The sequence below is a fragment of the Methylomonas sp. LWB genome (genome assembly GCF_001856095.1).
GTDB lineage: Bacteria > Pseudomonadota > Gammaproteobacteria > Methylococcales > Methylomonadaceae > Methylomonas > Methylomonas koyamae_A.
In genome coordinates, this window is sequence record NZ_MKMC01000023.1 from 107,516 (window position 1) to 133,056 (window position 25,541).

The 25,541-nt window shown below is 57.1% G+C and carries 21 protein-coding genes; 10 read left to right on the top strand and 11 right to left on the bottom strand.

From position 1 onward, the window contains the following. Positions 1-27: 27 nt before the first annotated feature. Together lolA and mrcB are read right to left on the bottom strand one after the other, a co-directional pair. Positions 28-642, bottom strand: coding sequence for an outer membrane lipoprotein chaperone LolA (gene lolA, locus BJL95_RS11130; protein ID WP_071157970.1), 615 nt, complete (start codon positions 640-642; stop codon positions 28-30). A 3-nt stretch (positions 643-645) separates the two neighbouring features. Continuing rightward, complete coding sequence (gene mrcB / locus BJL95_RS11135) at positions 646-2,979, bottom strand: penicillin-binding protein 1B (RefSeq protein ID WP_083385921.1); 2,334 nt, start codon at positions 2,977-2,979, stop codon at positions 646-648. Positions 2,980-3,222: 243 nt separating this feature from the next. On the opposite strand from mrcB, the gene BJL95_RS11140 reads away from it, so the two are divergent. Continuing rightward, on the top strand, positions 3,223-4,347 hold the full coding sequence (locus BJL95_RS11140; protein ID WP_254786789.1) for a glutaredoxin: 1,125 nt from the start codon (positions 3,223-3,225) through the stop codon (positions 4,345-4,347). A gap of 45 nt (positions 4,348-4,392) precedes the next feature. After that, positions 4,393-4,662, top strand: coding sequence for a PilZ domain-containing protein (locus BJL95_RS11145; RefSeq protein WP_064025702.1), 270 nt, complete (start codon positions 4,393-4,395; stop codon positions 4,660-4,662). Here the strand turns inward: BJL95_RS11145 and BJL95_RS11150 are convergent, their stop codons facing one another. Then, on the bottom strand, positions 4,663-5,166 hold the full coding sequence (locus BJL95_RS11150; protein WP_071157974.1) for a putative metalloprotease CJM1_0395 family protein: 504 nt from the start codon (positions 5,164-5,166) through the stop codon (positions 4,663-4,665). It abuts the gene before it with no gap. Between the two features lie 53 nt (positions 5,167-5,219). Continuing rightward, positions 5,220-6,296 carry a tRNA epoxyqueuosine(34) reductase QueG gene (queG, locus tag BJL95_RS11155; RefSeq protein ID WP_071157976.1) on the bottom strand — a complete coding sequence of 359 codons (1,077 nt, stop codon included), beginning with the start codon at positions 6,294-6,296 and terminating at the stop codon, positions 5,220-5,222. Between the two features lie 49 nt (positions 6,297-6,345). Between queG and BJL95_RS11160 the strand changes: the two genes are divergently transcribed. The 5 genes from BJL95_RS11160 (at position 6,346) to BJL95_RS11180 (ending at position 11,745) form a co-directional block, all read left to right on the top strand. Further along, positions 6,346-7,800, top strand: a complete 1,455-nt coding sequence (locus BJL95_RS11160; RefSeq protein ID WP_071157978.1) for a bifunctional ADP-dependent NAD(P)H-hydrate dehydratase/NAD(P)H-hydrate epimerase — start codon at positions 6,346-6,348, stop codon at positions 7,798-7,800. Continuing rightward, positions 7,797-8,270, top strand: a complete 474-nt coding sequence (gene tsaE / locus BJL95_RS11165; protein ID WP_083385925.1) for a tRNA (adenosine(37)-N6)-threonylcarbamoyltransferase complex ATPase subunit type 1 TsaE — start codon at positions 7,797-7,799, stop codon at positions 8,268-8,270. The genes BJL95_RS11160 and tsaE overlap by 4 nt, the downstream gene beginning before the upstream one ends. 43 nt (positions 8,271-8,313) lie before the next feature. Next, complete coding sequence (locus tag BJL95_RS11170) at positions 8,314-9,780, top strand: N-acetylmuramoyl-L-alanine amidase (RefSeq protein WP_254786778.1); 1,467 nt, start codon at positions 8,314-8,316, stop codon at positions 9,778-9,780. A gap of 93 nt (positions 9,781-9,873) precedes the next feature. Next, on the top strand, positions 9,874-10,215 hold the full coding sequence (locus BJL95_RS11175) for a zinc ribbon domain-containing protein YjdM (RefSeq protein ID WP_064025692.1): 342 nt from the start codon (positions 9,874-9,876) through the stop codon (positions 10,213-10,215). 120 nt (positions 10,216-10,335) lie between these two features. Further along, positions 10,336-11,745 (top strand): esterase-like activity of phytase family protein, encoded by a 1,410-nt coding sequence (locus BJL95_RS11180; protein ID WP_071157982.1) that lies wholly within the window; start codon positions 10,336-10,338, stop codon positions 11,743-11,745. Positions 11,746-11,928: 183 nt separating this feature from the next. On the opposite strand, the gene BJL95_RS11185 is transcribed toward BJL95_RS11180, so the two are convergent. After that, the gene (locus tag BJL95_RS11185; protein WP_064025688.1) at positions 11,929-12,507 is read right to left on the bottom strand and encodes a carbonic anhydrase; all 579 of its coding nucleotides are present in this window, start codon (positions 12,505-12,507) and stop codon (positions 11,929-11,931) included. Positions 12,508-12,667: 160 nt separating this feature from the next. Between BJL95_RS11185 and BJL95_RS11190 the strand changes: the two genes are divergently transcribed. After that, positions 12,668-13,552: a LysR family transcriptional regulator gene (locus BJL95_RS11190; RefSeq protein ID WP_071157984.1), complete on the top strand. Its 885-nt coding sequence runs from the start codon at positions 12,668-12,670 to the stop codon at positions 13,550-13,552. A gap of 201 nt (positions 13,553-13,753) precedes the next feature. On the opposite strand, the gene BJL95_RS25160 is transcribed toward BJL95_RS11190, so the two are convergent. The 5 genes from BJL95_RS25160 to BJL95_RS11210 all read right to left on the bottom strand — a co-directional run bounded on the left by BJL95_RS25160 (position 13,754) and on the right by BJL95_RS11210 (position 20,709). Then, positions 13,754-14,380 (bottom strand): HEAT repeat domain-containing protein, encoded by a 627-nt coding sequence (locus BJL95_RS25160; RefSeq protein ID WP_175463701.1) that lies wholly within the window; start codon positions 14,378-14,380, stop codon positions 13,754-13,756. Between the two features lie 582 nt (positions 14,381-14,962). After that, complete coding sequence (locus BJL95_RS24615; RefSeq protein WP_139306223.1) at positions 14,963-15,826, bottom strand: hypothetical protein; 864 nt, start codon at positions 15,824-15,826, stop codon at positions 14,963-14,965. Positions 15,827-17,046: 1,220 nt separating this feature from the next. Then, positions 17,047-17,814: a DUF1566 domain-containing protein gene (locus BJL95_RS11200; RefSeq protein ID WP_139306224.1), complete on the bottom strand. Its 768-nt coding sequence runs from the start codon at positions 17,812-17,814 to the stop codon at positions 17,047-17,049. A gap of 91 nt (positions 17,815-17,905) precedes the next feature. Continuing rightward, positions 17,906-19,096, bottom strand: coding sequence for a VPLPA-CTERM sorting domain-containing protein (locus BJL95_RS11205; RefSeq protein WP_139306225.1), 1,191 nt, complete (start codon positions 19,094-19,096; stop codon positions 17,906-17,908). Positions 19,097-19,809: 713 nt separating this feature from the next. Further along, the gene (locus BJL95_RS11210; RefSeq protein WP_071157991.1) at positions 19,810-20,709 is read right to left on the bottom strand and encodes a carbohydrate kinase family protein; all 900 of its coding nucleotides are present in this window, start codon (positions 20,707-20,709) and stop codon (positions 19,810-19,812) included. A 234-nt stretch (positions 20,710-20,943) separates the two neighbouring features. Between BJL95_RS11210 and BJL95_RS11215 the strand changes: the two genes are divergently transcribed. Together BJL95_RS11215 and fucP are read left to right on the top strand one after the other, a co-directional pair. Continuing rightward, on the top strand, positions 20,944-23,136 hold the full coding sequence (locus BJL95_RS11215; RefSeq protein WP_254786779.1) for a glycoside hydrolase family 3 N-terminal domain-containing protein: 2,193 nt from the start codon (positions 20,944-20,946) through the stop codon (positions 23,134-23,136). A gap of 12 nt (positions 23,137-23,148) precedes the next feature. Next, positions 23,149-24,417 carry an L-fucose:H+ symporter permease gene (fucP, locus tag BJL95_RS11220; protein WP_071157995.1) on the top strand — a complete coding sequence of 423 codons (1,269 nt, stop codon included), beginning with the start codon at positions 23,149-23,151 and terminating at the stop codon, positions 24,415-24,417. 12 nt (positions 24,418-24,429) lie between these two features. Here the strand turns inward: fucP and BJL95_RS11225 are convergent, their stop codons facing one another. Next, positions 24,430-25,527 (bottom strand): chemotaxis response regulator protein-glutamate methylesterase, encoded by a 1,098-nt coding sequence (locus tag BJL95_RS11225; RefSeq protein ID WP_064025678.1) that lies wholly within the window; start codon positions 25,525-25,527, stop codon positions 24,430-24,432. Between the last annotated feature and the right edge of the window lie 14 nt (positions 25,528-25,541).

Below are 25,541 nucleotides of genomic sequence, written 5' to 3' on the forward strand. Positions count from 1 at the left end.
CGGCAAAATCTTGCCGGCTCCGGCCGCTTAGTTTTCGAACACGTCGGCGCCCTTGGGTGCTTTGAAGTTAAACAAGGCTTCTTCCAGCTTGGGATTGATCTGGATGTTGGAAAAATAGATACGCGTCAATTGGCCGAAATTATCGCTCAATTCCATGCCGCCCAACTGGTCGCGCTCCAAGCCGATCAGGATGTATTTGAAGCCGCTTTCCTCGTTCTTGGGCGACAATTTCACCCAATTCATGCCTTCGTCCTCGCCTTGCTCTCGCAACGTGAATTTCTCTTCGATGTCGATTTGACCGGTCAACAGCAAGGCCGGCGTCGAACCCAGCGAATCGTCCAATTGCTTGACCGTGACCTGCTCCAAATCCGCATCGTAAAACCAGACCTTGCCGCCATTGGATACGATTTCCTGGACGAAGGGTTTTTGATAATTCCAGCGGAATTTGCCGGGGCGGCTCAAATAAAACTTGCCGCTACTGGTTTGTGCCGGTTTGCCGCTCTTGTCCAGCGTCACTTGGCGGAAGTCGGCGGCCAGCGCGCTCGAGCCGGCCAAAAAAGTTTTCAATCGGGCGATCGGCGTTTCCTCCGCGTGCAATGGGGTGGCGCATATCAAGCAAAAAACGAAGCTAAGAATTTTCATCGGTTAAAAAGGATTGAGGTTGTTAAGCCAGTTGCCGTCGGTTTCGCCGCCGCCGCCGCATTCGGAAAATTGGCTGGGGCCGGAGCCGTCAATAAAGGGCAGTAATTTGGCGCCGGGGCAGTCCTCGGTACTGAGCAAACCGGTGGACGGATCGATCCACTTCATTTCGACATTGTCCGGCCGGATCAGACTGACCGGCTTTTTCGAGACCTGCCGCATCAGATCGGCCCAGATTTGCAGTGCGCCGCTGCCGCCGGTCAGGCCGGTCGGCTTGTTGTCGTCGCGGCCGACCCATACCACCGACAACAAATCGCCGCTGAAACCGGCGAACCAGCTATCCCGCAACTGATTGGTGGTGCCGGTCTTGCCGGCCAGCGCCATGCTTTGCGGCATGTAGTTGTAGGCCGAGTGGCCGGTGCCGGCATACATCACTTCCTGCAGTATCGTGTTGGTGATGAAGGCGGCGGCGGGATCGACGGCCTGATGGACCGTGAACGGATAGCTTTGCAACGCCTTGCCGTCGGCGGCATTAACCGCCCGAATCGAGCGTAGCGGCGTCGCGAAGCCGTCGCCGGCCAGGGTCTGGTAAAGTTGGGTGACTTCGAACGGCGTCAGGGCTTGGGCGCCGAGCAGGAAGGACGGATATAGATTCACCGGCCGCGACACGCCCATCGCCTTCAGGGTGTTGGCGATTTTGCCCAACCCGATGTCCATGCCGATCCGCACCGTCGCCAGATTGTAGGAATGGGTCAGCGCGGTATGCAGCGGTACCACGCCGTGCTCGCGATTGTCGTAGTTATCCGGCGACCAGGTTTTGCCGCTGCCGTCGTCCAACGCGATCGCGGTATCGCTGATCGGCGTGGCGATCGTGTAGCGGTCGGGGTGTTCCAACGCGGTTAGATATACCACCGGTTTGATCAACGAGCCGATCGGCCGGACCGCGTCCAGCGCCCGGTTAAAGCCGGTCGTGACCGCGCTGTCGCGACCGCCGACCAACGCGACGATCTCGCCGTTGTCGCGGCGGGTGACGATGGCGGCGCTTTGTAAGTCGTCGCTTTTCGGGCTTTTCTCCAGGTGTTTCAGTTTGTTCGCCAGCGTTTGCTCCAAGGTGTCCTGCGTACGGGTGTCCAGCGTCGTTACAATGCGCAAGCCTTCCGAGGTCAGATCCTCTTCCTTGTATTCCTGTCTAAGTTGGCGCTTGACCAAGTCGATGAAATCCGGAAAACGGTTGGCCGAGCGGTGTATCACCTTGGCCACGCCCAACGGCTGCTTTTTGGCTTCGCTGGCCTGTTGTTCGTCGATATAGCCTTCGGCGAGCATCGAGTCCAGCACCAGATTGCGTCGATCCAGAGTGTGGTCCGGATTGCGGCGCGGGTCGTATTCCGACGGTCCGCGCACCAGCGCGACCAGCGTAGCGACCTGCGGCAGATTCAACGTTTTCAGCGATTGGCCGAAATAAAACTCGCTGGCCAGACCGAAGCCGTGTACCGCGCTGGAACCGTCCTGGCCCAGGAAGATTTCGTTCAAGTAGGCTTCCAGTATCTCGTCCTTGCTGTAGCGGTATTCTAGAATCAGCGACATCAGCACTTCCTTGAGCTTGCGCCGTAGAGTGCGTTTGGGGTGCAGGAAGAAGTTTTTCACCAATTGCTGGGTGATCGTGCTGCCGCCTTGCACCATGCCGCCGGCCTTCAGATTGTTCCACATCGCCCGGGCGATGCCCTTGGGCGAGATGCCGAAATGATGATAAAAGTCGCGGTCCTCGGTGGACAGCAAGCCTTGCACCAGTGTAGGCGGTGCTTCGTCCAGCTTGATCAGAATGCGGTCTTCCTTGCGGGTCGGGTAAAAACTGCCGATTTGCACCGGGTCCATCCGCAAGATGGCGACGCTTTCGCCGGTCGCGGCGTCGGCTATGTTAGCAACGCCGCCGCCGGCGAAGCCGACGTTGATTTTTCGGCTCTCCTGAGGTGTATCGCCGAAATTGAAGGCACGGGTTTTTAGCGATATTTGACTGCCCTTGACCACGTAGGAGCCTTCGGCGGCCAGTTGCGGGTCCATCCGGTAATGCAGTTGTTGCAGCAAGTCCTCGAAGCTTTTAGCGGACATCTCGTAGCCGTTGTAAAGCTCGACCGGACTGGCGTAGACCCGGGCCGGAATCGACCAGCGCTTGCCTTCGAATTGTTGGCGAACGGTATAATCCAGGTAGAAGGTATAAATTGCCAGGGCCGCCAACGCGGCCAGCGCCACGGTGATTGCGCCGCGTATCAACCAGTTGGATTTCGAGGGCGTTTTTTTGCGTCTAACGGTGAGTTTTCGGTATCTGTTGGGTCGTTTGGCCATTCAGTGTCGTTGGGAGTCTGCCGCTCTAAGGCGTGTTGCGGTGTGGCTCCACCGCGGTGGAGGCGGGTCGTTGGCAATAACGGCGTATTATCCAATAATTTTATCTCGGTCGCGACTAACGTGGCCGACCGGCGGTAGACGCAAGGGGGACGGATGAGTTCAATCGGACGGTTGTTCCGGGTCAACATGAGTGTTTTCCGACCATGCGGCCCCTGGCTGCTGTGCGGCATACTCGCGCTGATCATGCAGACCGGACTCCGCGCGGCGGACGCGGCCGACATCGAAGCGTTCGTGCGCGACGGCTGCGAACATTGTCTGCAAGCCGAAGCGTTTTTGGACCGTTTGCATGCCGAGCAACCCACTTTGCGTATCGATGTGCATAACGTCAGTCGGGAAGCCGACGCCGCCGCGCGGATGCGGTCGCTAGCCGGCGCCGAGACGGCGGGTTTGCGCTTACCCGCGTTTTACGTCGGAGGGCGCTGGATTATCGGGTATAGCGCGGGCGGTCTCAGCGACGAGCAGATCCGCTCGGCATTGCGGGGCTCGCAGCGGGCCGGTATCGCGACCGGCGACGCCGGCAGTTGCAGCGTCGTCCCCGAGACAAGTTGCGAAACGCCTGCGGTGGTACCCGACTCGCAGCCGGAAAGTTTCGGCTTCACGTTTCTGGGCCGGCGGATTGATTTAGATCAGGTCGGGTTACCGCTGTTTACGCTGGCAATGGGCTTGCTCGACGGTTTCAATCCGTGTTCGATGTGGGTGCTACTCTTAATGCTCTCGATGCTGGCGCCGATGCAACAGCGGATGCGGATGCTAGCGGTGGCCGGCACCTTCGTGGTCGTGGAGGGCATTGCCTATTTCGCGTTCATGGCCGCGTGGCTGAATCTGTTTTTGCTGATCGGTTGGTCGCGCGGCTCGCAGTGGGCGATCGCGGCTATCGCGATAGTGGCCGGCGCCATCCATCTGAAAGACTTTTGGGCGTTCGGACGCGGATTTTCGCTATCGATTCCGGCGTCCGCCAAGCCGGGCATATACGCGCGGATGCGGGCCATCCTACAAGCCGACAACCTGTTCGGCGCCATCGTCGGCGCCGTGGTGCTGGCCGTGTTGGTCCAGATCGTCGAGTTCATGTGTACTTCCGGTTTTCCGGCTTTGTATACCCGGATACTGACGCTGCGCCAGTTGCAAGGGGCCGAATATTACGGTTATTTGCTGCTCTATAATGCCGCCTATATGCTGGACGATGTGATTGTGCTGGCCGTCGGCGTCTGGACGCTCAGTCAGCGGCGGCTGCGGGAACGCGAAGGACGTTGGCTCAAATTGCTCAGCGGACTGGTCATGGTAGGATTAGGGCTTTATTTGCTGGTTTGAGGACCGGCTGCGCGCATTGGAACTTGGAGAGAGTCGGGAGTATTCGTGGTAGATAACAAGCGCAGACATCCGCGTCTGAAACACCGGGCTAAGATCCGGGTGACGGTTCCGGTTTCGACCGAGACGCAAATCCTCGACATGCGGGATTTCTCCGAAACCGGGTTGTATTTGTTCTGTCCGGTGGAATTGATCCCGCCGATGGGGGCGGTCGTCGAAGTCCAGACCACCGAGTTCGACGACGCGCCGGTGCAGATGGCCAGGGTGGTCAGGATCGATCCGAACGGCGGTTTTGCGGTCGAGTTCGGCGCCGACTGATCAGGCCCGCACGTTCAGGTGCTGGCCGGAGTTTGGCGTTTGTTGGCTTTTTAGCAATTCGGCGCGCGCTTTGGCCGCCATCGCGCTGGCTTGCCCGGCCACGCTCAAATCCTGGCCTGACGGTTGGGCAGGCGCCAAGGCAGCTCGGCGTATCGTATCGGCCTTGGCCAACGTGGCTTGGGGATTGCCGCTGACTTCCGACGTGTCGATGCCGACGTCGCCGCCGGTCGCGTAGCGCACCCCGTCCGGGCCGGTGACGTACTGAAAGTGGGCGCCGCCGGTTGCCAGGCCGCCGGCGGCACTCAGATGGGCTTGCTCGTGCGCGCGGACTTCCCGGTCGCGGGTTTTCAGTTTTTGAACTTGCGCGAGTTGTTCGTCGCTGAGCTGGGAGCTGACCCCGGTTTGCTGGGTTTTGGTCGAGTCTTGCCGCGCGGCGGCGGAACGGCTCTTCGCCGGACCGGAATAGTCGGGGAATTGAGTGTTGGCGAGGGCCGGAATCGACATGCTGGCCTCCGGAAAGGATAGGCAGGTACTTTACCGCAAGTTTCAGCCGTGGCTCAAGTTTCGGCTTCCGTGGTCTGCCGTCGCAACGCCCAAACCACGTGTTCCCTGACCAGCTCTGAATCGTGGTCCAGCCGGCCGGCCAACGCCGCGCGAATCGCCGCGTCTGGCCTGGCATTCCCGAGCGCGACGGCGATATTGCGTAGCCAGCGCGCGTGGCCGATGCGGCGGATCGCCGAGCCTTCGGTGCGTTGCAGGAATTCGGTTTCGCTCCAGCCGAATAGTTCGATCAGCGTGGCGCGGTCCAAGCGGTGGCGCGGTTGAAAGTCCGCTTCGCCGCTGAGTGTGGCGTAGCGATTCCACGGGCAAATCAATTGGCAGTCGTCGCAGCCGTAAATCCGGTTGCCGAGCAGCGGTCGCAGTTCCTCGGGAATGCTGCCGTGCAATTCGATCGTCAAATAAGACACGCAACGCCGGGCATCGACTCGGTAAGGCGCGACGATGGCTTGGGTCGGGCAGATGTCCAGGCAGGCTCGGCAACTGCCGCAATGCGAAGCGACCGGCGTGTCGGCCGGCAGGGCCAGATCGGTATAGATTTCGCCGAGGAAAAACCAGGAGCCGGCTCGGCGGTTGATTAAATTACTGTGCTTGCCTATCCAGCCTAGCCCGGCTTTCTCGGCGATGGCTTTTTCCAGCACCGGTGCGCTGTCGACGAACACCCGGTAGCCGAATGGGCCGATCGCGGCGGCGATTTTGTCGGCCAGTTTTTGCAGACGGCTACGTAACAGTTTGTGATAGTCGCGGCCCAGGGCGTAGCGCGACACGAAGGCAGCGGCCGGATCGTTCAGCCGCTCGGCCATGCTGCTCCGATGCTCCGGTAGATAATCCATCCGCGCCGAAATGATGCTGAGCGTGCCGGGCTGCAAGTCGGCCGGCCGGCTGCGTTTAAGGCCATGCGCCGCCATATAGTGCATCTCGCCGTGCATCCCGTCCGCCAGCCAACGCTGCAAGTGGCCTTCGGCGCTGGTCAGATCGGTATCGCTGATGCCGAGTTGTTGAAAGCCCAAGTCCAGGGCCCAGGCCCGAATGTTGGCAACGAATTCTTCGGTGGCGACGAAATGACTTGGGGGCATGGCGGGCTGGAAAATATAATGGGTTTACTGCGTCATTTTACACAAGCCCATGCCCTCAGCCGACCAACTCTACAGCGTTGCCGAAATCCGCGAAGCCGAGCGGCGAGCGATGGCCGAACACGGCATCGCCGGTGCGGTCATGATGGCCAGGGCTGGGGCGGCCGCGTTCGAACAAATCCGGCGCCACTGGCCGGAACATAGGCGCCTGACGGTGTTTTGCGGTGCCGGCAATAATGCCGGCGACGGCTATGTCGTGGCGCGCTTGGCCTTGCTGGCCGGTTATCGCGTCGACGTGCATGCACTATCGGATTCGGCCCGCTTGCCGGTGGATGCCGCCGACGCCGCCGAGCGTTATTTTCAGGCCGGCGGCCGCATCGAGGTTTTGGGCGACAGTCTGCCCGGCGACAGCGTGGTCGTCGACGCACTACTCGGCATCGGCTTGAGCCGGCCGGTATCCGAGCCTTACGCGTCGGCAATCGCCGCGATCAACGCATCCGCCGCGCCGGTAGTCGCTCTCGATGTACCGTCCGGATTGGACGCGGATACCGGCAATGTCTTGGGCTGTGCGGTGGCCGCCGATTTGACCGTGACCTTTATCGGGCTGAAACGCGGCTTGTTGACCGGTTTTGCGGCCGACTATTGCGGCGAAGTCGTGTGCGATAGCCTGGCCTTGCCCGACGAGGTGCTGGCGGGTGCCGGTTCGATTTACCGACTGACCAAAACCCCGCCGCCGCCTCGCCCGCGCGTCGCGCATAAAGGCCACTGCGGCCATGTATTGGCGGTTGGCGGCAATCTGGGTTATAGCGGCGCGATTCGATTGGCCGGCGAAGCCGCGTTACGCACTGGTGCCGGCTTAGTCAGCATCGCGACGCGAGCCGTGCATAGCGCCGTCCTGAATCTTGGCCGGCCGGAATTGATGTGCCACGGCGTCGAATCCTCCGCGGATTTGGCAAGTCTGTTGGACAAGGCCAGCGTCGTCGTTGTCGGTCCGGGTTTGGGGCAAGACGCCTGGGCACGGACGATGTTCGCGGCGGTACTGGCGTCCGGCAAGCCCTGCGTGGTGGATGCCGATGCCTTGAACCTGTTGGCGGCTCGGCCGGAGCGCCGCGATCATTGGATTTTAACGCCGCATCCCGGCGAAGCCGCTCGATTGTTGGGTTCGACGACCGCCCAAGTCGGCGCCGACCGGTTTGCGGCGTTAGTGAGCTTGCAACAGCGCTACGGCGGCGTTTGCGTACTGAAAGGCGCGGGTAGCCTGGTCGGCGATGGCGAACGCATCTACGTGTCGTCCACCGGCAATCCCGGCATGGCGAGCGGCGGCATGGGCGATGTTCTCGCCGGACTGCTGGGCGGACTACTGGCGCAGGGCTGGTCGGCGCCGGAAGCGGCCAGACTGGGTGTTTACGTACACGGCGAAGCCGCCGATCGCCTGGCCTTGCGTCACGGTGAGCGCGGCTTGTTGGCCGGCGATTTGCCGGCGGAAATCAGAGAGTTACTCAATTGATCGAAATCGAATTGATCGACGCTTCGGAAACCGAGGCCTTCGGCGCGGCGTTGTGGCAAGCAATGCCGGACAAATGCCTGATGTTTTTGAACGGCGATCTGGGGGCGGGCAAAACCACGCTGATTCGCGGCGCGTTGCGCGCGGCGGGCTATGGCGGAACCGTCAAAAGTCCGACTTTCAGTTTGGTCGAGGAATACCGCTTGAACGGCCGCGCCTTGTTTCATTTTGATTTGTATCGGCTGAAAGATCCCGAAGAATTGGAATGGATAGGGATGGCCGACTATCTGGGCGAGCGGGCTTGGTGTTGTATCGAATGGCCGGAGATGGGGATGGGACAACTGCCGGCGGCCGACCTGGAATTGACCCTGAATTACGTTGGCGAGCATCGCACGGTTCAAATCAATCACTTACGTGGCGATTGGGAAAATTTGATAAAACTACACTGGAAAAACAAAGACCTATTGCTATAATCTCAACGGAATTGTCACTTTTGGGCTAACGGCTATGCAGCGAATGTCTCGAATTTTCTGGACGGTGGTCTTGTCTACCGCCGCTCATGCCGTTTTGGCGGCTCAGGCCGAACTGGCCGGTATCCAGTACGGAGCCGCGTCGCAAGTGTCGTTCGCGTTGCCGGGTCCGGTCAAACACCACGCATTCGTGTTGAAAAGTCCTAGCCGTTTGGTCGTCGATTTCGTCGACGCCAAATTCGCCGCGCCACCCGCGCAGCCGCCCGCCGATCATCCCTTGTTTCTGAATGTCCGTAGCGGCATGCACAACGGCAACGATGTGCGAGTCGTCGTCGAACTCAAAAGCGACGCCGATGCCAAGGCCGCGCTGTCCGGTAACGCCTTGCAAATTCAATTAACGCCCAAGGACGAGCCGGTAGCGGCACTGAAACCGCTGGTTAAGCCGGAAGTCGCTAAGTTGGAAAAAGCCGCGCTTGCCCAAGAGCCGGTTGCGAAGCCGGAGTTAAAGCCGGCGGTATTGAAATCCGCCGTTAAGGCCAAGGGCCGGGACATTGTCGTCGCCATCGACGCCGGTCACGGCGGTAAGGACGTCGGCGCTCAGGGTAACAACGGCACGCAAGAAAAAGACGTGGTACTGGCTATCGCCAAACGATTGGCGGCTTCCATCAATCGCCAACCGGGCATGAAAGCCGTGATGATTCGGAACGGCGACTATTTCGTCAAGCTACGCGAGCGGGTGCGCATCGCCCAAGACGCCAAGGCGGATTTGTTCGTGTCCATTCATGCCGATGCGTTCGACGATCCGTCCGCCCATGGCGCTTCGGTCTATACCCTGTCGAATAACGGTGCGTCCAGCGCGGTGGCCCGGTTTTTGGCGGACAGCGAAAACGCGGCGGATAAAGTTGGGGGCGGCGACGGTCGCGATGAGGCTTTGGCTTCGGTATTGATGGATCTCTCGCAAAAGGCGGCCAAGGATGCCAGCCTGCACATCGGCAATAAGGTCCTGAAAAACGTCAAGTCGGTGGGACATTTACATCGCAGCAACGTCCAAAAAGCCGGTTTCGTTGTGTTGAAGTCGCCGATTCCGTCGATTTTGGTGGAAACGGCGTTTATTTCCAACCCGGACGAAGAGCGCCGACTGAACAGCGCCGGGTATCAGCAACAGATGGCCTCGGCGGTGTTCGGCGGCATCATGGCGCATTTCCGGCAATACGCGCCGGCCGGCACGCTGATGGCGCAGTTGTATAAAGCCGGCGGCGGTAGCCGTTTGGCCGCGATCGAAAAAACCGAGCCGGTGGTGGCCGTCAAAACGGAGCCGACTCCGTCGGCAGTTAGCGAAACCGTTGTGATCGCGGCGCCGTCGGCCAACCAACACGTGATCGGGCGCGGTGAGACTTTATCGGAAATCGCCCAACAATACGGCGTTTCGATGCGGGCGATCCGCGATGCCAACGCAATGAACGACGGCAATCTGCGTGCCGGCCAAGTCATACAAATCCCTCGCAGCAGCTGATTTTTACCGGGTGGTTGCGTCCAAGCGCTTTGACTTTTCCGCCGGTTGCGCTGTAAATTGGCAGGTTTTTTAAAACCAAGCCTGGAGCTCGATATGACTCAACTGCCCAACTGTCCCCAATGCCAATCGGAGTTCACCTACGAAGACGGCGAAAGTTATGTTTGTCCCGAGTGCGGACACGAATGGGCGAAGCAAGCCGACACCGACGCCGGCGAAGCGGCCAAGGTCGTGACCGATGCCTACGGCAACGTGCTTCAGGACGGCGACAGCGTGACCGTGATTAAGGATCTGAAAGTCAAGGGTTCGTCGGCTGTCGTCAAGGTCGGGACCAAAGTTAGGAACATCCGTTTGGTGGACGGAGACCACGATATCGATTGCAAGATCGACGGTATCGGCGCGATGGGTTTGAAGTCGGAATTCGTTAAAAAGGCCTGAATAAACGCCGCCGGCCGGACGGCCGACCACTAAAGCAGAGCGACGGTTTTTTGCAACGTTGCTGTCATAAACGCTGGATAGAATCGGGGCTTTTCCATCCCATGATTCGAGACATCCTTCATGCGTTTAACATCCACCCTGTTTTGCTCCGGGATGCTGTTGGCCAATGCGGCTATAGCGACACCGGTTTTCGTCAACGGATTGACCATTTCCGGTGCGACCGGCGACAGTTTCGGCACGTCGGTCAACGACGGCCGGGTCGGCTTTTTCTCCGACATTTATTACGATCCCAACCGTAACGAGTGGTGGGGCTTGTCCGACCGCGGTCCCGGCGGCGGTTCGTTGAATTACGAGACCCGCGTGCAACGCTTCAGTTTGGACATCGATAGCCAAACCGGCGCGATTTCGAATTTCACGCTGCTGCAAACGCTGAAGTTTTCCAAGTCCGGCGCGGCTCTGAACGGCATTGCCCCCAATCCGACCGGAACCTTGGGTAACGCCTTCGATCCGGAAGGTGTGGTGGTCAGTCCGCGCAGTGGTAATTTGCTGGTGTCCGACGAATACGGTCCGTCCTTGTACGAAATCGACCGCAACACCGGCGCCGTGGTGAAAACCTATGCGACGCCGGCGAATCTGGTGCCGCGCAACAGCGCCAGCGGTACGGCCAATTACGCGGCCGACACCGGTAACGATGCCGGCAAGCGCACCAACCGTGGTTTCGAAGGCTTGGCGATCAGTCCGGACGGCAAATACGCCTACGCGATCCTGCAAAGCGCGATGCTGGATGAAGGGGCCGGTAACGGCAAAGTTAACCGCATTGTCAAGTTCGATACCGAAACCGGCGCCGCCGTGGCGCAGTATGCCTACGAAATGAAGCGTTCCGGCCAAGGCCAGGGCGTATCGGCGTTGGTGGCGATCAACGACCACGAGTTTTTCGTGTTGGAGCGCAACAATCGCGGTGTCGGCGTCGGCGCCGATTTGGCGACCGCCGATAAGGAAGTCTATAAGATCGATCTGGCCGGGGCGACCGATGTCAGCAACATCGATCTGGACTCCGGCGTCGGCTATATCAAAGTGAGCAAGTCCGCGCAAATTATCGACCTGGACGCCAACACGCTGGCGGCGTTGGGCAATAAGTCGCCGGAGAAATGGGAAGGACTGGCAATAGGACCTAAATTGGCCGACGGCAGTTATCTAATGTTAGCCGGCACCGACAACGACTACAGCGTCACTCAAAACGGTAGCGGCCAGCAATTCGACGTGTACTTTCGGTTTAGCGATGCCGATCCTTATGCCGGCTCGATTCAATGCCCGCTGGGCGAAACCAGCGGTTGCGCGTGGACTTCAAATGGTAGTGCCGCCAGTCTGACCGACGAATACAGCCTGCTGCCGGGCGTGCTGCACGCCTACAAGGCTTCGGCCGCCGATTTGGCCGGCTACGTCGCGCCGGTACCGCTACCGGCGGCGTTTTGGATGTTCGGTTCCGCTCTGCTGGGCTGGGTTGCTTATCGCGGGAAAGGCCGCGACTGAGATGGCCGTGGCTTTAGTCGCTCGGTCACCTTGCACCAATGATCGTCAAATGGTTTTCGGTCTGGAGAACGAAAAAAATGCTTGTAGTGGCTTCAGCCGCGATCGACGGCTTTCGAAGTAAGGAAATGCTTGAAAACCGGCTGGTGTGACGCACGAGCCGGCATTTTTCCGCGTGGCGGGCGCTTAACTGGCGGCGCCGGCCGCGGTGGCCTCCGGAACCTCGATCAGGCTGCCGGTTTTGACGTCGTAAACGTATCCATACACCGGAATGTTACCCGGAACCAATGGATGGGCCTTGATGCGCTTGACGTCTTCCAACACGCTGTCCGCTTGATTCTTAATGGTCAGCCAATTGATGAATTTGCCGTCGGTGGAGCCTGGACCCGCGCCGTGATCGTGCCAGCCGGACGCGTCGACGCTGGCGGTTTCCAGGCTGCTGGCCAGCAAATCGCTCATGATCTCATTGGTGAAGGTTTCCATGCCGCAATCGGTATGGTGAATCACAAACCACTCTTTCGTGCCCAGCAATTTATAAGAAATCACTAGCGAGCGAATTGCGTCGTCGCTGGCGCGGCCGCCGGCGTTACGGATGACGTGGGCGTCGCCCTCGGACAGACCGGCGTATTTGGCAGGGTCCAGGCGGGCGTCCATGCAGGTCAGAATGGCGAATTGGCGGGCGGGCGGCATTGCCAGATCGCCTTTGTTGAATTCGGCGACATAGCCGCGATTGGCTAGGAGTACTTCGTTAAGAATTTTGCTCATAATTACCTCGGTGGGGTGGGGGAAAAGACGTCTGGTTTAAGACAGCAAAACCAGACGATGTAACGACTATCTCCGGGGCGCATTCTACCGACCTTGCTCTCTGGTTTAAAGAGGCGAATTGGTTTATAAATCTTAAACCACAGGTTTATAAATAGGTGCCATGGATAAGTTTAACAACATGCGGGTGTTTTGCCGGATCGTCGAGCTCGGCACCTTCTCGGCGGTTGCTCGAGAATTGAAGTGCTCGACGATGATGATCAGCAAATATATGGCCCAGCTCGAAGCGTCGTTAGGCGTGGTTCTGTTGAACCGCACCACGCGTAGCTTGAGTTTGACCAGCGCCGGCGAGGCTTACTACCATCGCAGTCGGCAGTTGCTGGAGGACTTGGCCGATTTGGAAGCCGCTACCGGTCAGATGGGCGAGCGCATCAAGGGCCACATCAAGGTCAGTGCGCCGATCGATTTCGGCGGCATGTACATGGTACCGGTCATCGAACGCTTTTTGCTGACCTATCCGGAAATCAAGATATTGATGACCTTAGACAACAAACCGCCTAATTTGCGCATCGGCAACTTCGACATTTCGCTGTTGGTCACCGATACCCTGGACCCAGGCGTAGTGGCGCGCAAGATCGCAGAAACCGAACTATGCACCTATGCGTCTCCCGCCTATTTGACCGAACAAGGCACGCCGCAACATATAGAGGATTTGAGCGACCACCGCTGCCTGCATTACGTCGATACACCGCACGGCGATTATTGGTTGTTTAACGTCGCCGGCGAATTGCAGCGGATTAAAGTGGATTGGTTGCTGGCTTCCAACAACGGCCGGGCGCTATGCCAAGCCGCCGCGTTGGGCATGGGCATCGTGCGGGCGCCGCGCCTGTCGGCCGCGCCGCATTTGCAAAATGGCGAGTTGGTCGAAATTCTCAAGGATTACCAGCGCCCGGCGCTGGCGGTCTACGCCACCTATTTGCAACGCCGATTTTATCCGGCCAAACTCACCGCCTTCGTCGAATTTCTGCTGGACTATTTCGGTAAGTGACGCGAGAGGCAAGAGACGATTCGGATGGACCCAAGTTGGCCGCCGAGTCGCGATTGCGGGTCAAAAACAGGCCCGACTGATAATCCGTGAGCGGCGAATATCGTTTTGCACTGCTACGCCCGGAGTGGCAAATCTCGATTTGCCTGATAACTTCTGCCAAATCCGCCAAACCTGGAATCGCAGGCTATCGGCGTATTATGTTTAGTTAAAACCGATTTGCTTGGTTTCAGTCTGTTGCTCAAGCTTATGACTGGCGTAAATTGCTTGTGCTTCCGCGTCGTTATCCAGCGGATACACGCCTATCGCCCGGCCGGCGGCGGCTTTTGCTCCCTTGGATTCATTGGGATCGGCCAAGATATTCAATAGTGTCGACCTGACGTCTTCATATTGAAACTTCGCCTCGCCCAAGGCCGAAATCGCGATCGCCCGCACGCCGGGGTTTTCCTCGCCAAGCGCCGCTTCGGTAAAGGCCTGTAAGGCTTCGGCACCGTTGCCGCCGGCTTGCGCCAAGGCTCGTAAACCGCCGGCGCGCAAAGTCACATCGTCGCTGTGCAAATACGGCGACAAGGTATTCGTCAATTCAGCTTGCCGTTCGGCGGACGCTTCGCCGTTGGCCCGTATTGTTTCCATTGCCGCTAAAGTCAGGCTGGCGTCGCCGCCTTGGTTTCGTTGTAACAGATCGATAACGTAAGTGCGAGTGTCGGCATCTTGGATGTTGGTGTGCTTCAGCAAATGCAACGCATCGAGCTGCTTAGCCTTGTTATCGGAACGAAGCAACTGCATCGCCAAGGTCTTGACTTCCGGTAGCTCTTTAGCATTCGCCGACATGCTCAGCGCTCTGGCTAAAGTAGAACCATAAGGCGTGCCGGCGGATTGTTGCAACCTGTTTAAGGTGTCTAGTCGCGCTGCCGGGTCGCGGCCCAATAAGCGTCTCAAACGGGTAAATTCTAGGCTATTAATAACAGAATTTAATTCTGACGTTTTTTGAGTGGACAACTGTTCCAAAGCAGTCAGTAATTCGTCTACTTTTTCGGCAGACGTAGGATTTTCCACCGCATCGAGCAATTCCATTTCCACTACGTCCAGATCGCCACGCGAATAACGGATTATTTTACCGGCTTTGTCAGAATTCGGCTTTGCCTCAGGTGCTTCGATATTCGAAGCGTGGTTAAGGTGGATCGGATTTAACGCGCCACCTTGGCTTAACTTTGCTGAGCACCAATAAGTCGAAATACATAACACTAATATTACTGCACATAAAAAGAAAATTTTACGAGTATCAGGCATGTCATCCCCATATCATTAAACCATCCGAATACAGTTGAAATCTAGGTTGGCATAAAAATGCAGGACAGACGACGCCTGCCCTGCAATTATTAGCCTAATAACACAATAAAAGTCTGGCTCTTGTTAAAAATAGACTTCAACTTCAAAAGCCCCAAGATCGGTACCTGTATAATCGCTGTCGGGAACGATAGTGGTATTACCGTTTTTGTACAACCCGTTATCTCGGAACCATTCTCCCCAGGTACCTGAGTCAACAGTGTAATACAATGCCGTGGCGCTCAATGTTAAATGCCTATTGACACCACTGCCGCTGACTACTTCAGATACGGTTCCGGCTAATTTGAATAATTTCCCGTAGTAATCTTCCAACCACCAAGTAGAACCGTCCTTAACAAGAGATAACTGCGCCCATCTGACTGAACGAGTGGGGCTATCTGGATTGTTAGTATTGGAACTCCTGACTTTCAGTGCGCCAGCAAGACCTAATACGGTACCAGAATTGACGGTTGAGCCGCTGGTATAACTGACATTGGTCACGGTATTGCCGGTTTGGTAGGTTCCGCCAGTCGAACAAACCACTGGCAAATCTTTTTCCCAATCGCTACCGTTGTCGTAGCTCAGAGCGCCAGTATCAGTATATGCGGTGTAATAATAATCGCTGTAGACGGGACTAGAAACGCCAGTCGGAGAGTCGTTGCACAACATATTCGAGGCAGAATAGGCCGGGGTGTGGACCGCCGCCGGAGGCGCTGCAGGGTTACTACAACCACTATTTCCACCTGAAGACGAGTAAGTGAAGGCGCTATCGGTATAAAACTTATTCAAATAGATATTCCCGACAGTATTTAAGGCCGGGCCGTTCAGAGTAAGCATTCCAGTGTTGCTAGAGCCGTTAGTGCAACTCAAAGCGCTGGCTTCCGCCGCGAATAGCGACACGCACAACGCTGAAAAGCCTACCATTGCGGGTCTTAGTTTTTGCTTTTTCATAAGTTCCTCTTGGTGTTTGATACCGCCGGTTCGAAGAAGCTATGCCTCGGAACCGGTAGCGTTTTAAACGAATGTTTTAGGCGCCCGTCGTTAACAACTTTCTGGTCGCTATCCCTGACCTACTTCCTTCGTAACGTCCATTTTCGATAGGAGTCATGTTGTAACGGCTAGCGCCGAAAATTAGTATCCAAGAAATATGCCATCAGTATGTTGGCTAAATAAATAAAGCATATGGCTTTGATAAATAAAGAAATATATGGTTTGTGGCTAACAGGAGAAATAGCACCGTTGTGCGAGAGTCGGATACGCGAAAAAAGGTGATCGCTTGTTTAGGGAACAATCGGCCGAATGCGGCCTGAATGACGAGGACCGCGATGACTGCATGAGCGATATAACATAATTCTGAAAAAATCGGATGGAATAAATTTTAGTTAAATCAAAAGGGTATTGATAAGGTATTCGGAGCTGATTGAATTTTAGTTATTTAAATTAAATATTTAACATTAAATAACATAGTTAACTGCCTGGATGATTCGCTAATTCGATGTCGTATCCCGTATAATTGAAGAAAATCGTTGTGGTTTTGCGGGAGAATGTTGCAAATTTATTGTCGCTGTCGCCAAAAACGTAATCACCCAATGATTCGTAACACAGTTTATTTATTCAGCGTACGGTCCCGAAAGTTCACGCGAGTTAAAGTCAATGGAAATCGTGAGCTAGTTGGCATTTTATACCGGGAGTAATTCCTATCAGAAATTGTACCTTAGTGAGGTATTTCAATACTGAATATTCCTAGTCGTTATAGCATCCTGTGTCCCAGACCTACGGAGCGGAAACTCGCAATTTTCCGGTTGGTTTCAATTCCGTATAAAGCCAGGTTTGTACTCCTGGCACGCGGTGGGTTCGATAGGAACCGAGTCTTGGCATACCGGTGCATTTCGGCGAATCGAATGCCGAGAGAAATAGCGTTGTCACTACGGTTGGACTCTGGCTACGATGTAACAGGACATGTCCGTCCGCGACCTTAGGTTTCTTGGGGACTAATCGAACGGAAACGGAATCGAACTACCGGAAGATACCGGGGAGAAAAAGCGCCGCCGACCATTGCGGTCGTGGCGCTACTCGGAAGGGGGATAGGGGCGCGAGGTAGTCACAATGTCTCTCACGGATACTGAACTAACGCGAAGATTGAAGACGGCGCTTAGGGACTGCGAAGAGGCCTATTGAATCCCCGCGAATGTACGCTTGCGGTAGCCAATCAAGCCCGCCAAGCCGCTTGCAAACAACCAGGCCGCTCCGGGCAATGGAACTGGGGCGATCTGGCCGGATGAGATTGCCCATACACCAACAGTTGCGCTATTTTTTCGTGTGGTGCTCTGGTTGCCATTATTCAGATTAAATGTCCAAGCGGAGCGAGGGTTCTGGGCTTCAGTGCCGGTCCAATTCGTGCCACCGACACCGGGCTCATTGATGAAAAAGCTTGAATCGGGTAAAGCATTACCGTTTCCGCCAATCCCATTTAGCTCGGTGTAATAGAGCTGACCCAATTCGCTGGTTGTTTGCCCGGTATCTGCTTGGGGATTCGTGCCGGCGCTTGGTAAGCGCCATTGATTACCGCCGCCGTAATTAATACTGTTCAAGTAATTTATAAACGCGATTGCGCCGAACCAGTTAGTTTGGCCGTAAGTGCTAGCGCTAAAATCGCCACTGCTTAGCGTGTATTGTCCGCTGTTCGCGGGGGTGTCAAGGGAATTTGGAGTATCGTAAATCACCGACGTAACCGCCAGTATTGCACCAACTACATTACCGTAGCCCTGTTGATTCATCATGGTGCCGAGCAAATTTGCGTCGGCGGTCCAGGTCACATCGCTGACGCTGCTGTACACCAAGTCAGCCCCGGTATTGGTATATGTAGTCAGTGTCGCCTGAGCATTGAAGGTTGCGGCCAATAACAGGCCGCCGAATAGCATCGAAGTTTGGGTATTCAAGGGTTGGATCCTAATTTGATTGGTGTAATACGGATGGCGCGGCGGTTTCGCTGAGCGGACTATCGCAGCGCCTGTCCAGAGTTTACGGTTGTTACAGCGCCGCGGACTTGCGCCGTTTTAGACCTATCACGCCGAGCAAGCCGCTTAACATCAGCCAAGCCGCGCCGGGTAAGGGCACCGGAGCGACGTCGCTTGACAGATTAAGTGATAGATGGCCGAGGATTTTTGTTCCGTCAATGTTGCCATTACTACTTTGCAAAAATAGGTACCAAGCCGATCCTAGTCCGCCGTTTACATCCGAACCCCAGTTGAAATCAGCATCGATACTCAGTAGGCCGTTATCGGGGTTGATTGATATAGTCGGGTTGACCAGATGGAAAATCGTGCCGGCGGCGGCGGCATAAGCGTTGTTGCCTATCCACCAGCCGTTGGCGTCGTGGCGTAAATCCAGTCCCCGCCACCAAATCGAACCGCCGCCGTTCGGATTATAGGTAAAGACATTATTGGGATCGTCTGGGCCGGTACCCGTTGCCGCCATAATTGAAGACTGGTTGAAGTCGCTCGCGACCCGGAATGAGCCACCCAGGCTGATGATTCCGTTCGGATTGGATTCGGAATCCCAGGTCGTCACTGCGTAACCGGAACCCCAACCGGCATCGGTACCGGTAGTATAGCTATGCACCGGCAGCGCGAAACCGCTATCAGGCAAGCTCATTGGCTTTTCTTCGGCGGTTGGGATGCGCCACTGTTCTACTGCGGCAGCGTTGGTCTCCGGGTTTGGGAATTGGCGGCCGATATTTAAATCCGAAGCGTAACTCGGGTTGAGTACCGGGGCGTTGACGGTGTAATCGTCGAAGCTCTGAATATAAAAAAAGCGTTTGCCGTCTGTGTCAGCTGGTGAAAATTGGGCGCCGCCATATAGTGGCTTAGCTTTGGTGTTCATGTACTGAGTAGCTCCAATTAAGTCGGTCGCCAAGGCCGCCTGATCGAAGTTGAGATAAGCCGTGCCGCCGGCCAGAGTCGCATGAGCTCCCGGCGACGCCAGGCTGCAAAGTACTAGGCTAGCGCCAAAGGCCAGCGGGTTTAGTTTGGGTTTCATGAATCCACGACTCCTCTTAAAATCTAATGAATGTGTCCCGGAACGGCCGCCAGCGATTGCAAGCCAACCGAACCCGACTATTGTTGTTGAAGAATGAGTGCTCCGATCGCTTAGTGGTTGGTTGAGACAACCGTGGCGCGAAGCACTCGGCGAATGGCGAAGCACTTTTGATGCCAGAGTCATTCGAGCGAAACGTGCCGATTGAGGCGAGGGAGTCGCGTCGCGCGAGGCCAGGACAGCCGGGCGAAAAGGCGACTTTCACTCAGCGCCGATTCGGGTAGCCGGTAAGTTTAAAAATAGTAAGCTATGTTAATTCGGGTATTTTTGGTTAATTACCGAGGTATATCACGCACAAATACCGCCACGGCTATCTTTCGGATACCATGGCCGCCTTACGATCGTGAAACTGTGTTCGCCCCGGAAAATAAAAAAATAACGGTGTTGGAGCGAGTTTAGCCGTGATGGCGGGTGTTTCGACATTGGAGTAGCTTCGAGTCTATTTGGATATTTTCACGATAATAAACAGGATAATTTCCCGATACCGAATCGCGTACTGTGTCGTTGCCGATATTCCAAATCACAGTGTTTTGAGATAATGCCAGGCTAAGGTTATCTCTGATCGGCAGTTAGAGCGGTGCGCGCCAATTATGAAACTCGCCCAGTTCGAAGCAGCTTATATTTTCTGACCAAGGTTTATTCAACCGGCTTCCTGAATCTATCGGTTCCAATATAACCGGTAGTTTTATTCTCCCAATCCGCGATTGAAATAAAAGAGGCGCCCGTCGCGGCGGACCGGAAAATCTAGATTGGCCGGTGCGTTAAAAATCGTACATGCTCACGCTTTTATGTCTGTCACGCAATAGAGTCCAGAGGGAGCCGATTTTGGCGGCATTGGTTTACTGACGCCATTGCGCGAGCAGCGCGAGCTGTTGTTCGAGCGTCGGCAGGCCGGGTCTGGCGCCCAAGCGTGTGCAGCACAAGGCGCCTGCCGCGCTGGCGTAGCGCAACAGGGTTTGCCATTCCAGGCCGGCGGCCAGACCGGCGGCGAAGGCGCCGTGAAACGCATCGCCGGCGCCGGTGCTGTCCACCGCCAGCACCGGCGGCGCTTCCAACGCGCCGGTTTCCGTGCCGCGCCGCCAGATCAAACCGCGCGCGCCGAGCGTGATGACGGCAACCGGCGCCAGTTCGGCGAATTTGACCAGCGCCGCCTGTTCGTCGCCGGCATATTGCACGGCCATTTTTTCCGAGCAAATCGCGTAATCGACTTTGTCCAGCAAGGCCAAGGTGCCGGCGTGCAGCGAGCCGCCGTCCAGCACGCTGCTGGTCTGGTCGTCCGCCGCCGCCAGCGCGGTCAGCGATAGTTCCGGTTCGTGACCGTCGCAAAGCAGGACTTTGGCTTCCCGGCCGGTGAAGCTTAATCGCTCGGCCGGCAAGGCTTCGGTCCCGCCTTTGAAATTGATGAGGGCCCGTTGGCCGTTGGGCTTGACCAGTACCGCCGATAGCGGCGTCGGCGAATCGCCGCGCACCACCCATTGCGTACCGACCCCGGCCGCCAGGAATTCCCGCAAGTGGCTGTCGCCGTAGACGTCGTTGCCCAAATAGCCGCAGAAGCCGGCGCTAGCGCCCAATCGGGCGACCGCCACCGCCGCGTTGGCGGCCGGTCCGCCGCCGCAGCCAAGCAAGTCGTCGGCGACGGTCTTTTCGTCGGGACCGGGATGGTGCGAAATCGCGAATACCAGGTCGTAACTGGCGTGACCTATGCAAAGTACATCCAAGCGTTGGGCGTTCGTTGTCATCGGCGGATTGTGTTCGTGGTTAAATGAGCGATTATACCTTCCGAACCGACCGGAAAAGTCCGGCGATGCCTTGAGACGCAGGCGGGCAGATGATTTAATGTCGTCCGTTTTTCCGGTCGTGTCGCGGCCGGTATGTTCGCCGGCCGGCCGGTTTATCCCGTTACCTTTACCAAAACCTTGAATATCAAAGCCGTTTTAGTGTCCCTTTCCTTATTCGTTTTGTCGGAGTCCGTCTTGAGCGCTGAACCCAACCCAAGTCCCGTGGAAGAGCGAGTGCAAGCGCTATTGGCGCAAATGACGTTGGAAGAAAAAGTCGGCCAAATGACCCAGATCGACTTCAGCGTGGTGTCGGTCGCCAATGGTCAGGATGCCGAGAATCCGGTCGATCAAGCCAAATTGGACGACGCCATCTTTAATCATCACGTCGGTTCGATTCTGAATACGCCGACCACGCCGAACAACCGTGCCCAGCCTATCGAAAAATGGCGGAACATCACCCAAAGCATTCGGGACACCGCCGCGCGGTCGCGCTTGAAAATTCCGGTGATTTACGGCATCGACGCGATCCACGGCGCCACCTATACCCAAAACTCGGTCTTGTTTCCGCAGGCGATCAGCATGGCGGCGACCTTCAATCCCGAATTGTCGTTCAAGGAAGGCGAAATCGTCGCCCGCGAGGTGAAAGCCTCCGGTCTGGACTGGAATTTCTCGCCGGTGATGGACATTGGCCGCCAGCCGCTGTGGCCGCGATTGTGGGAAACCTACGGAGAGGACGTGCATCTGGCGCAAACCTTGGGCGGCGCGTTTATTAAAGGCCACCAGGGCGAGGATATGGCCGCCGCCGACAAGGCGCCGACCTGTCTAAAGCATTACGTCGGCTACAGCTATCCGTTGAACGGCAAGGATCGCACGCCGGCCTGGATTGGCGAACGGGCCTTGCGCGAATGGTTTCTACCGCCGTTCGAAGCCGGGATATTGGCCGGCGCGCCGAGCGTGATGATTAACTCGGCCGAAGTCGATGGCATACCCGGCCATGCCAATTATCATTATCTGACCGAGATCCTGCGCGGTGAGATGGGTTTTACCGGTTTTACAGTGTCGGACTGGGAAGATATTATCCGTCTGCACACCCGCGACAAACTGGCGGCCAGCCCGCGCGAGGCGGTGAAAATGGCGGTGATGGCCGGCGTGGATATGAGCATGGTGCCGTTCAATTTCAGCTTTTACGATTTGTTGCTGGATTTAGCTAAGAGCGGCGAAGTGCCGCTCAGCCGCATCGACGAGGCGGTGGCGCGCATTCTGCGGGTCAAATTCCAAACCGGTTTGTTCGAACGTACCGAGCCGGCCTTGCCGGTGGCCGGCTATGTCGCCACCGCAGAGGCGATCGAGATCAATCAACAAGCGGCGCGGGAAGCCATCGTCTTGGCGAAAAACGACAACCGCATGCTACCGCTATCCAAAACAGCCAGTATTTTGGTGACCGGTCCGACCGCCAATCTGCTCAGTGTGATGAACGGTGGTTGGACGATTACCTGGCAAGGCGCGTCCGAGGAACTGTATCCGAAACAATATCCGACATTGTTGCAAGCGATTCAGCGCAAAACCAGCGGCCAAGTCACCTTTGTTGGCGGCCAGCGTTTCAGCGATGAAATCAACATCGAGCAAGCGGTCAACGAGGCCCGCAAACACGATGTGGTGGTGTTGGCGCTGGGCGAAAAAACCTATACCGAAACCGAGGGCAATATCGACTCGTTGGCGCTGGATCCGGTGCAATTGCAGTTGGCTAGGGCGATCTTCGAGATCGGCAAGCCGGTGGTGTTGGTGACTTTTGGCGGCCGGCCGCGCATCATCACCGAAATTGCGGAAAAGGCGAGGGCGGTGGTATTGGGCTTTTTGCCCGGTATGGAAGGCGGCGCGGCGTTGGCCGACATTTTGTTCGGCGATGTCAACCCGAGCGGCAAACTGCCGATTTCCTACCCGCGCGCGGTCAACGACATCACGCCCTACGACCACAAACCCATCGAAGCTTACGAGACCAATCAATATCGGCCCTTGTATCCGTTCGGCCACGGCTTGAGTTACACCCGTTTCGAAACCAGTGGATTGTTGGTGAAACCGGCGCAAATCAAAGCCGGCGACAGCGTGGAAGTTAGCGTCAAGGTTAAAAATACCGGCACGCGGACCGGCAAGGAAACCGTGCTGGTTTACTTGAACGACATAGCGGCTTCGGTATCGCGCCCGGTCAAGCAGCTAAAAGCCTTCGAGAAAGTCGAGTTGCAGCCCGGCGAGCAAAAGACCTTGCATTTTACGTTGACCGCTCAGGCCATGTCCTTCATCGGATTGAATATGCGGCGCGTCGTCGAACCGGGCGATTTCAAGGTGATGGTCGGCGACGAATCCGTGCCGTTCAGTGTCTTGCCGAATTAAGCGGAGAATGCCATGACCGACGCGCAGAAAGCCGCCAACCCGCATCTGGGTTCGCTGACGATCCTGACTTCGCTGTTTTTCATCTGGGGTTTCATCACCTGCCTGAACGACATTCTGATTCCGCATTTGAAGGCGGTGTTCACGTTGAATTACTTCCAGGCGATGCTGATTCAGTTTTGCTTTTTCGCGGCCTATTTCGTGATGTCGGTGCCGAGCGGCCTGTTGGTCGAAAAGCTCGGTTACCAACGGGGCATCGTTATCGGTTTGGCGGTGGCGGGCTGCGGTTGTCTGTTGTTTTATCCGGCGGCCTGGCTGCGCCTGTACCCGCTGTTTTTGACCGCGTTTTTCGTGTTGGCTTCAGGAATTACCTTGTTGCAGGTCGCCGCTAACCCTTACGTCACGGTGCTTGGGCCACCGGAAACCGCATCGAGTCGCTTGACCTTGACTCAGGCCTTCAATTCGCTGGGCACAACGCTGGCGCCGTTTTTCGGGTCCTGGTTGATATTGGCGACGGCGGTGAAAAGCGCCGAGCAGATTCAAGGTTTGAGCGCGGAGGACTTGGCGGCCTATCAGGCCGTCGAAGCGGCGGCGGTACAGCATCCGTATTTGCTGTTGGCGACGGTGCTGTTTTTACTGGCGGTCGTGTTTGCGCTGCTGAAACTGCCGGCCGTCGAAGCCGAAGCGTCGTCAGCCGATGGCGTAGGCGGCGACAGCCGGGCCAGCGCCTGGTGTTACCCACATCTGGTGCTGGGCGCGCTGGCGATTTTTGTTTACGTCGGCGGCGAAGTGTCTATCGGCAGCTTCTTGGTGAGTTTTCTGAGCCAGCCGGACATCGGCGGCTTCACCGACGCCGAAGCCGGTCGCTATGTGTCGTTTTATTGGGGCGGGGCGATGGTCGGCCGCTTCGTCGGCGCGGCGGCGATGCGTTCATTGGCGCCCGGCGGGGTGCTGGCGTTCAACGCCTTGAGCGCGGCGGGTTTGGTGGCCGCGACGATGTTGATCGGCGGCGGCTGGGCGATGTGGACGATCTTAGCGGTCGGCTTGTTTAACTCCATCATGTTTCCGACTATCTTCTCGCTGGCCTTGACCGGCTTGGGCAAACATACCGGGCAAGGCTCCGGGATACTCTGCGCCGCGATTGTCGGCGGCGCGATTTTACCGGTGTTGCAAGGCGCGTTGGCGGACCTTTGGGGGATACAACATGCGTTTATCGTCCCGCTGCTGTGCTATCTGTACATCGGCTATTACGGCTGGCGGTGCCGCGCGCTGCAAGTTGCTTAATGCCTTGGCGCTTCAGCCTTTCAGGAACTTGGCGCGAGTCGGCGAATGGATGATTAACTCCGGTATCGCCGATAGCGGCAGTTCGCCGTCGGTTGCCCCCAGTTTCACGGCTTCCTTGGGCATGCCGTAGACCACGCAACTGGCCTCGTCCTGTGCGACGGTCAAGGCGCCGGTGTCGTGCAATTCCTTCATCCCGTGGGCGCCGTCGTCGCCCATGCCGGTCATGATGATGCCCAACGCGTTTCGGCCGGCCGCCTGGGCCGCCGAGCGGAACAGCACGTCGACCGACGGCCGATGCCGACTGACCAACGGGCCGTCCTTGATTTCCACCCGATATTGGGCGCCGCTACGCCTCAGCAACATATGCTTGCCGCCCGGCGCGATCAGCGCCAGGCCGGGAATAACCCGGTCGTCCTGCTCGGCTTCCTTGACGTTGATTTGACACAAACTATCCAGGCGCTTGGCGAACGCGGCGGTAAAGGCTTCGGGCATGTGTTGCACGACGACGATGCCCGGCGTGGTGCGCGGCAGTCGGGTCAATACGTATTCCAGGGCCTGAGTGCCGCCGGTCGAAGTGCCGATCGCCACGACCCGGTCGGTGGTTTCGCCTATCGTCGTCGCGGTCGAGGGCGCGATCACCGAGTCGGCGTTCAATTTCGGGTTGACGGTCAACGTGGCTTTCGGGCCGGCCGGTGCGGTCTTTTTGACGCGGGCACGGGCGGCGCCGCGGATTGCGTCGGCAACCTGGCTTTGGGCTTCCTGCAAAAAGCCCTTCAAGTTGACGGTAGGCTTGGTAATGATATCGACCGCGCCGGCACTCATGGCCTGCATCGTCACTTCGGCGCCGCGCGCGGTCAACGTCGAGCAAATCACCACCGGCGTCGGCCGTTCGCTCATCAGTTTGCGCAGAAAGGTGATGCCGTCCATCCTCGGCATTTCGATATCCAACACGATCACGTCCGGCCAATCTTTTTCCATCTTGGCTTGCGCGAAGATCGGGTCCGGCGCCGAACCGATGACCTTGAAACCGGGAATGTCGGCCAGTAGCGCGGTTAATACCTGTCTGACGACCGCCGAGTCGTCCACAATGAAGATTTTGATGTCCGTCATAGTAATCGTCCTGC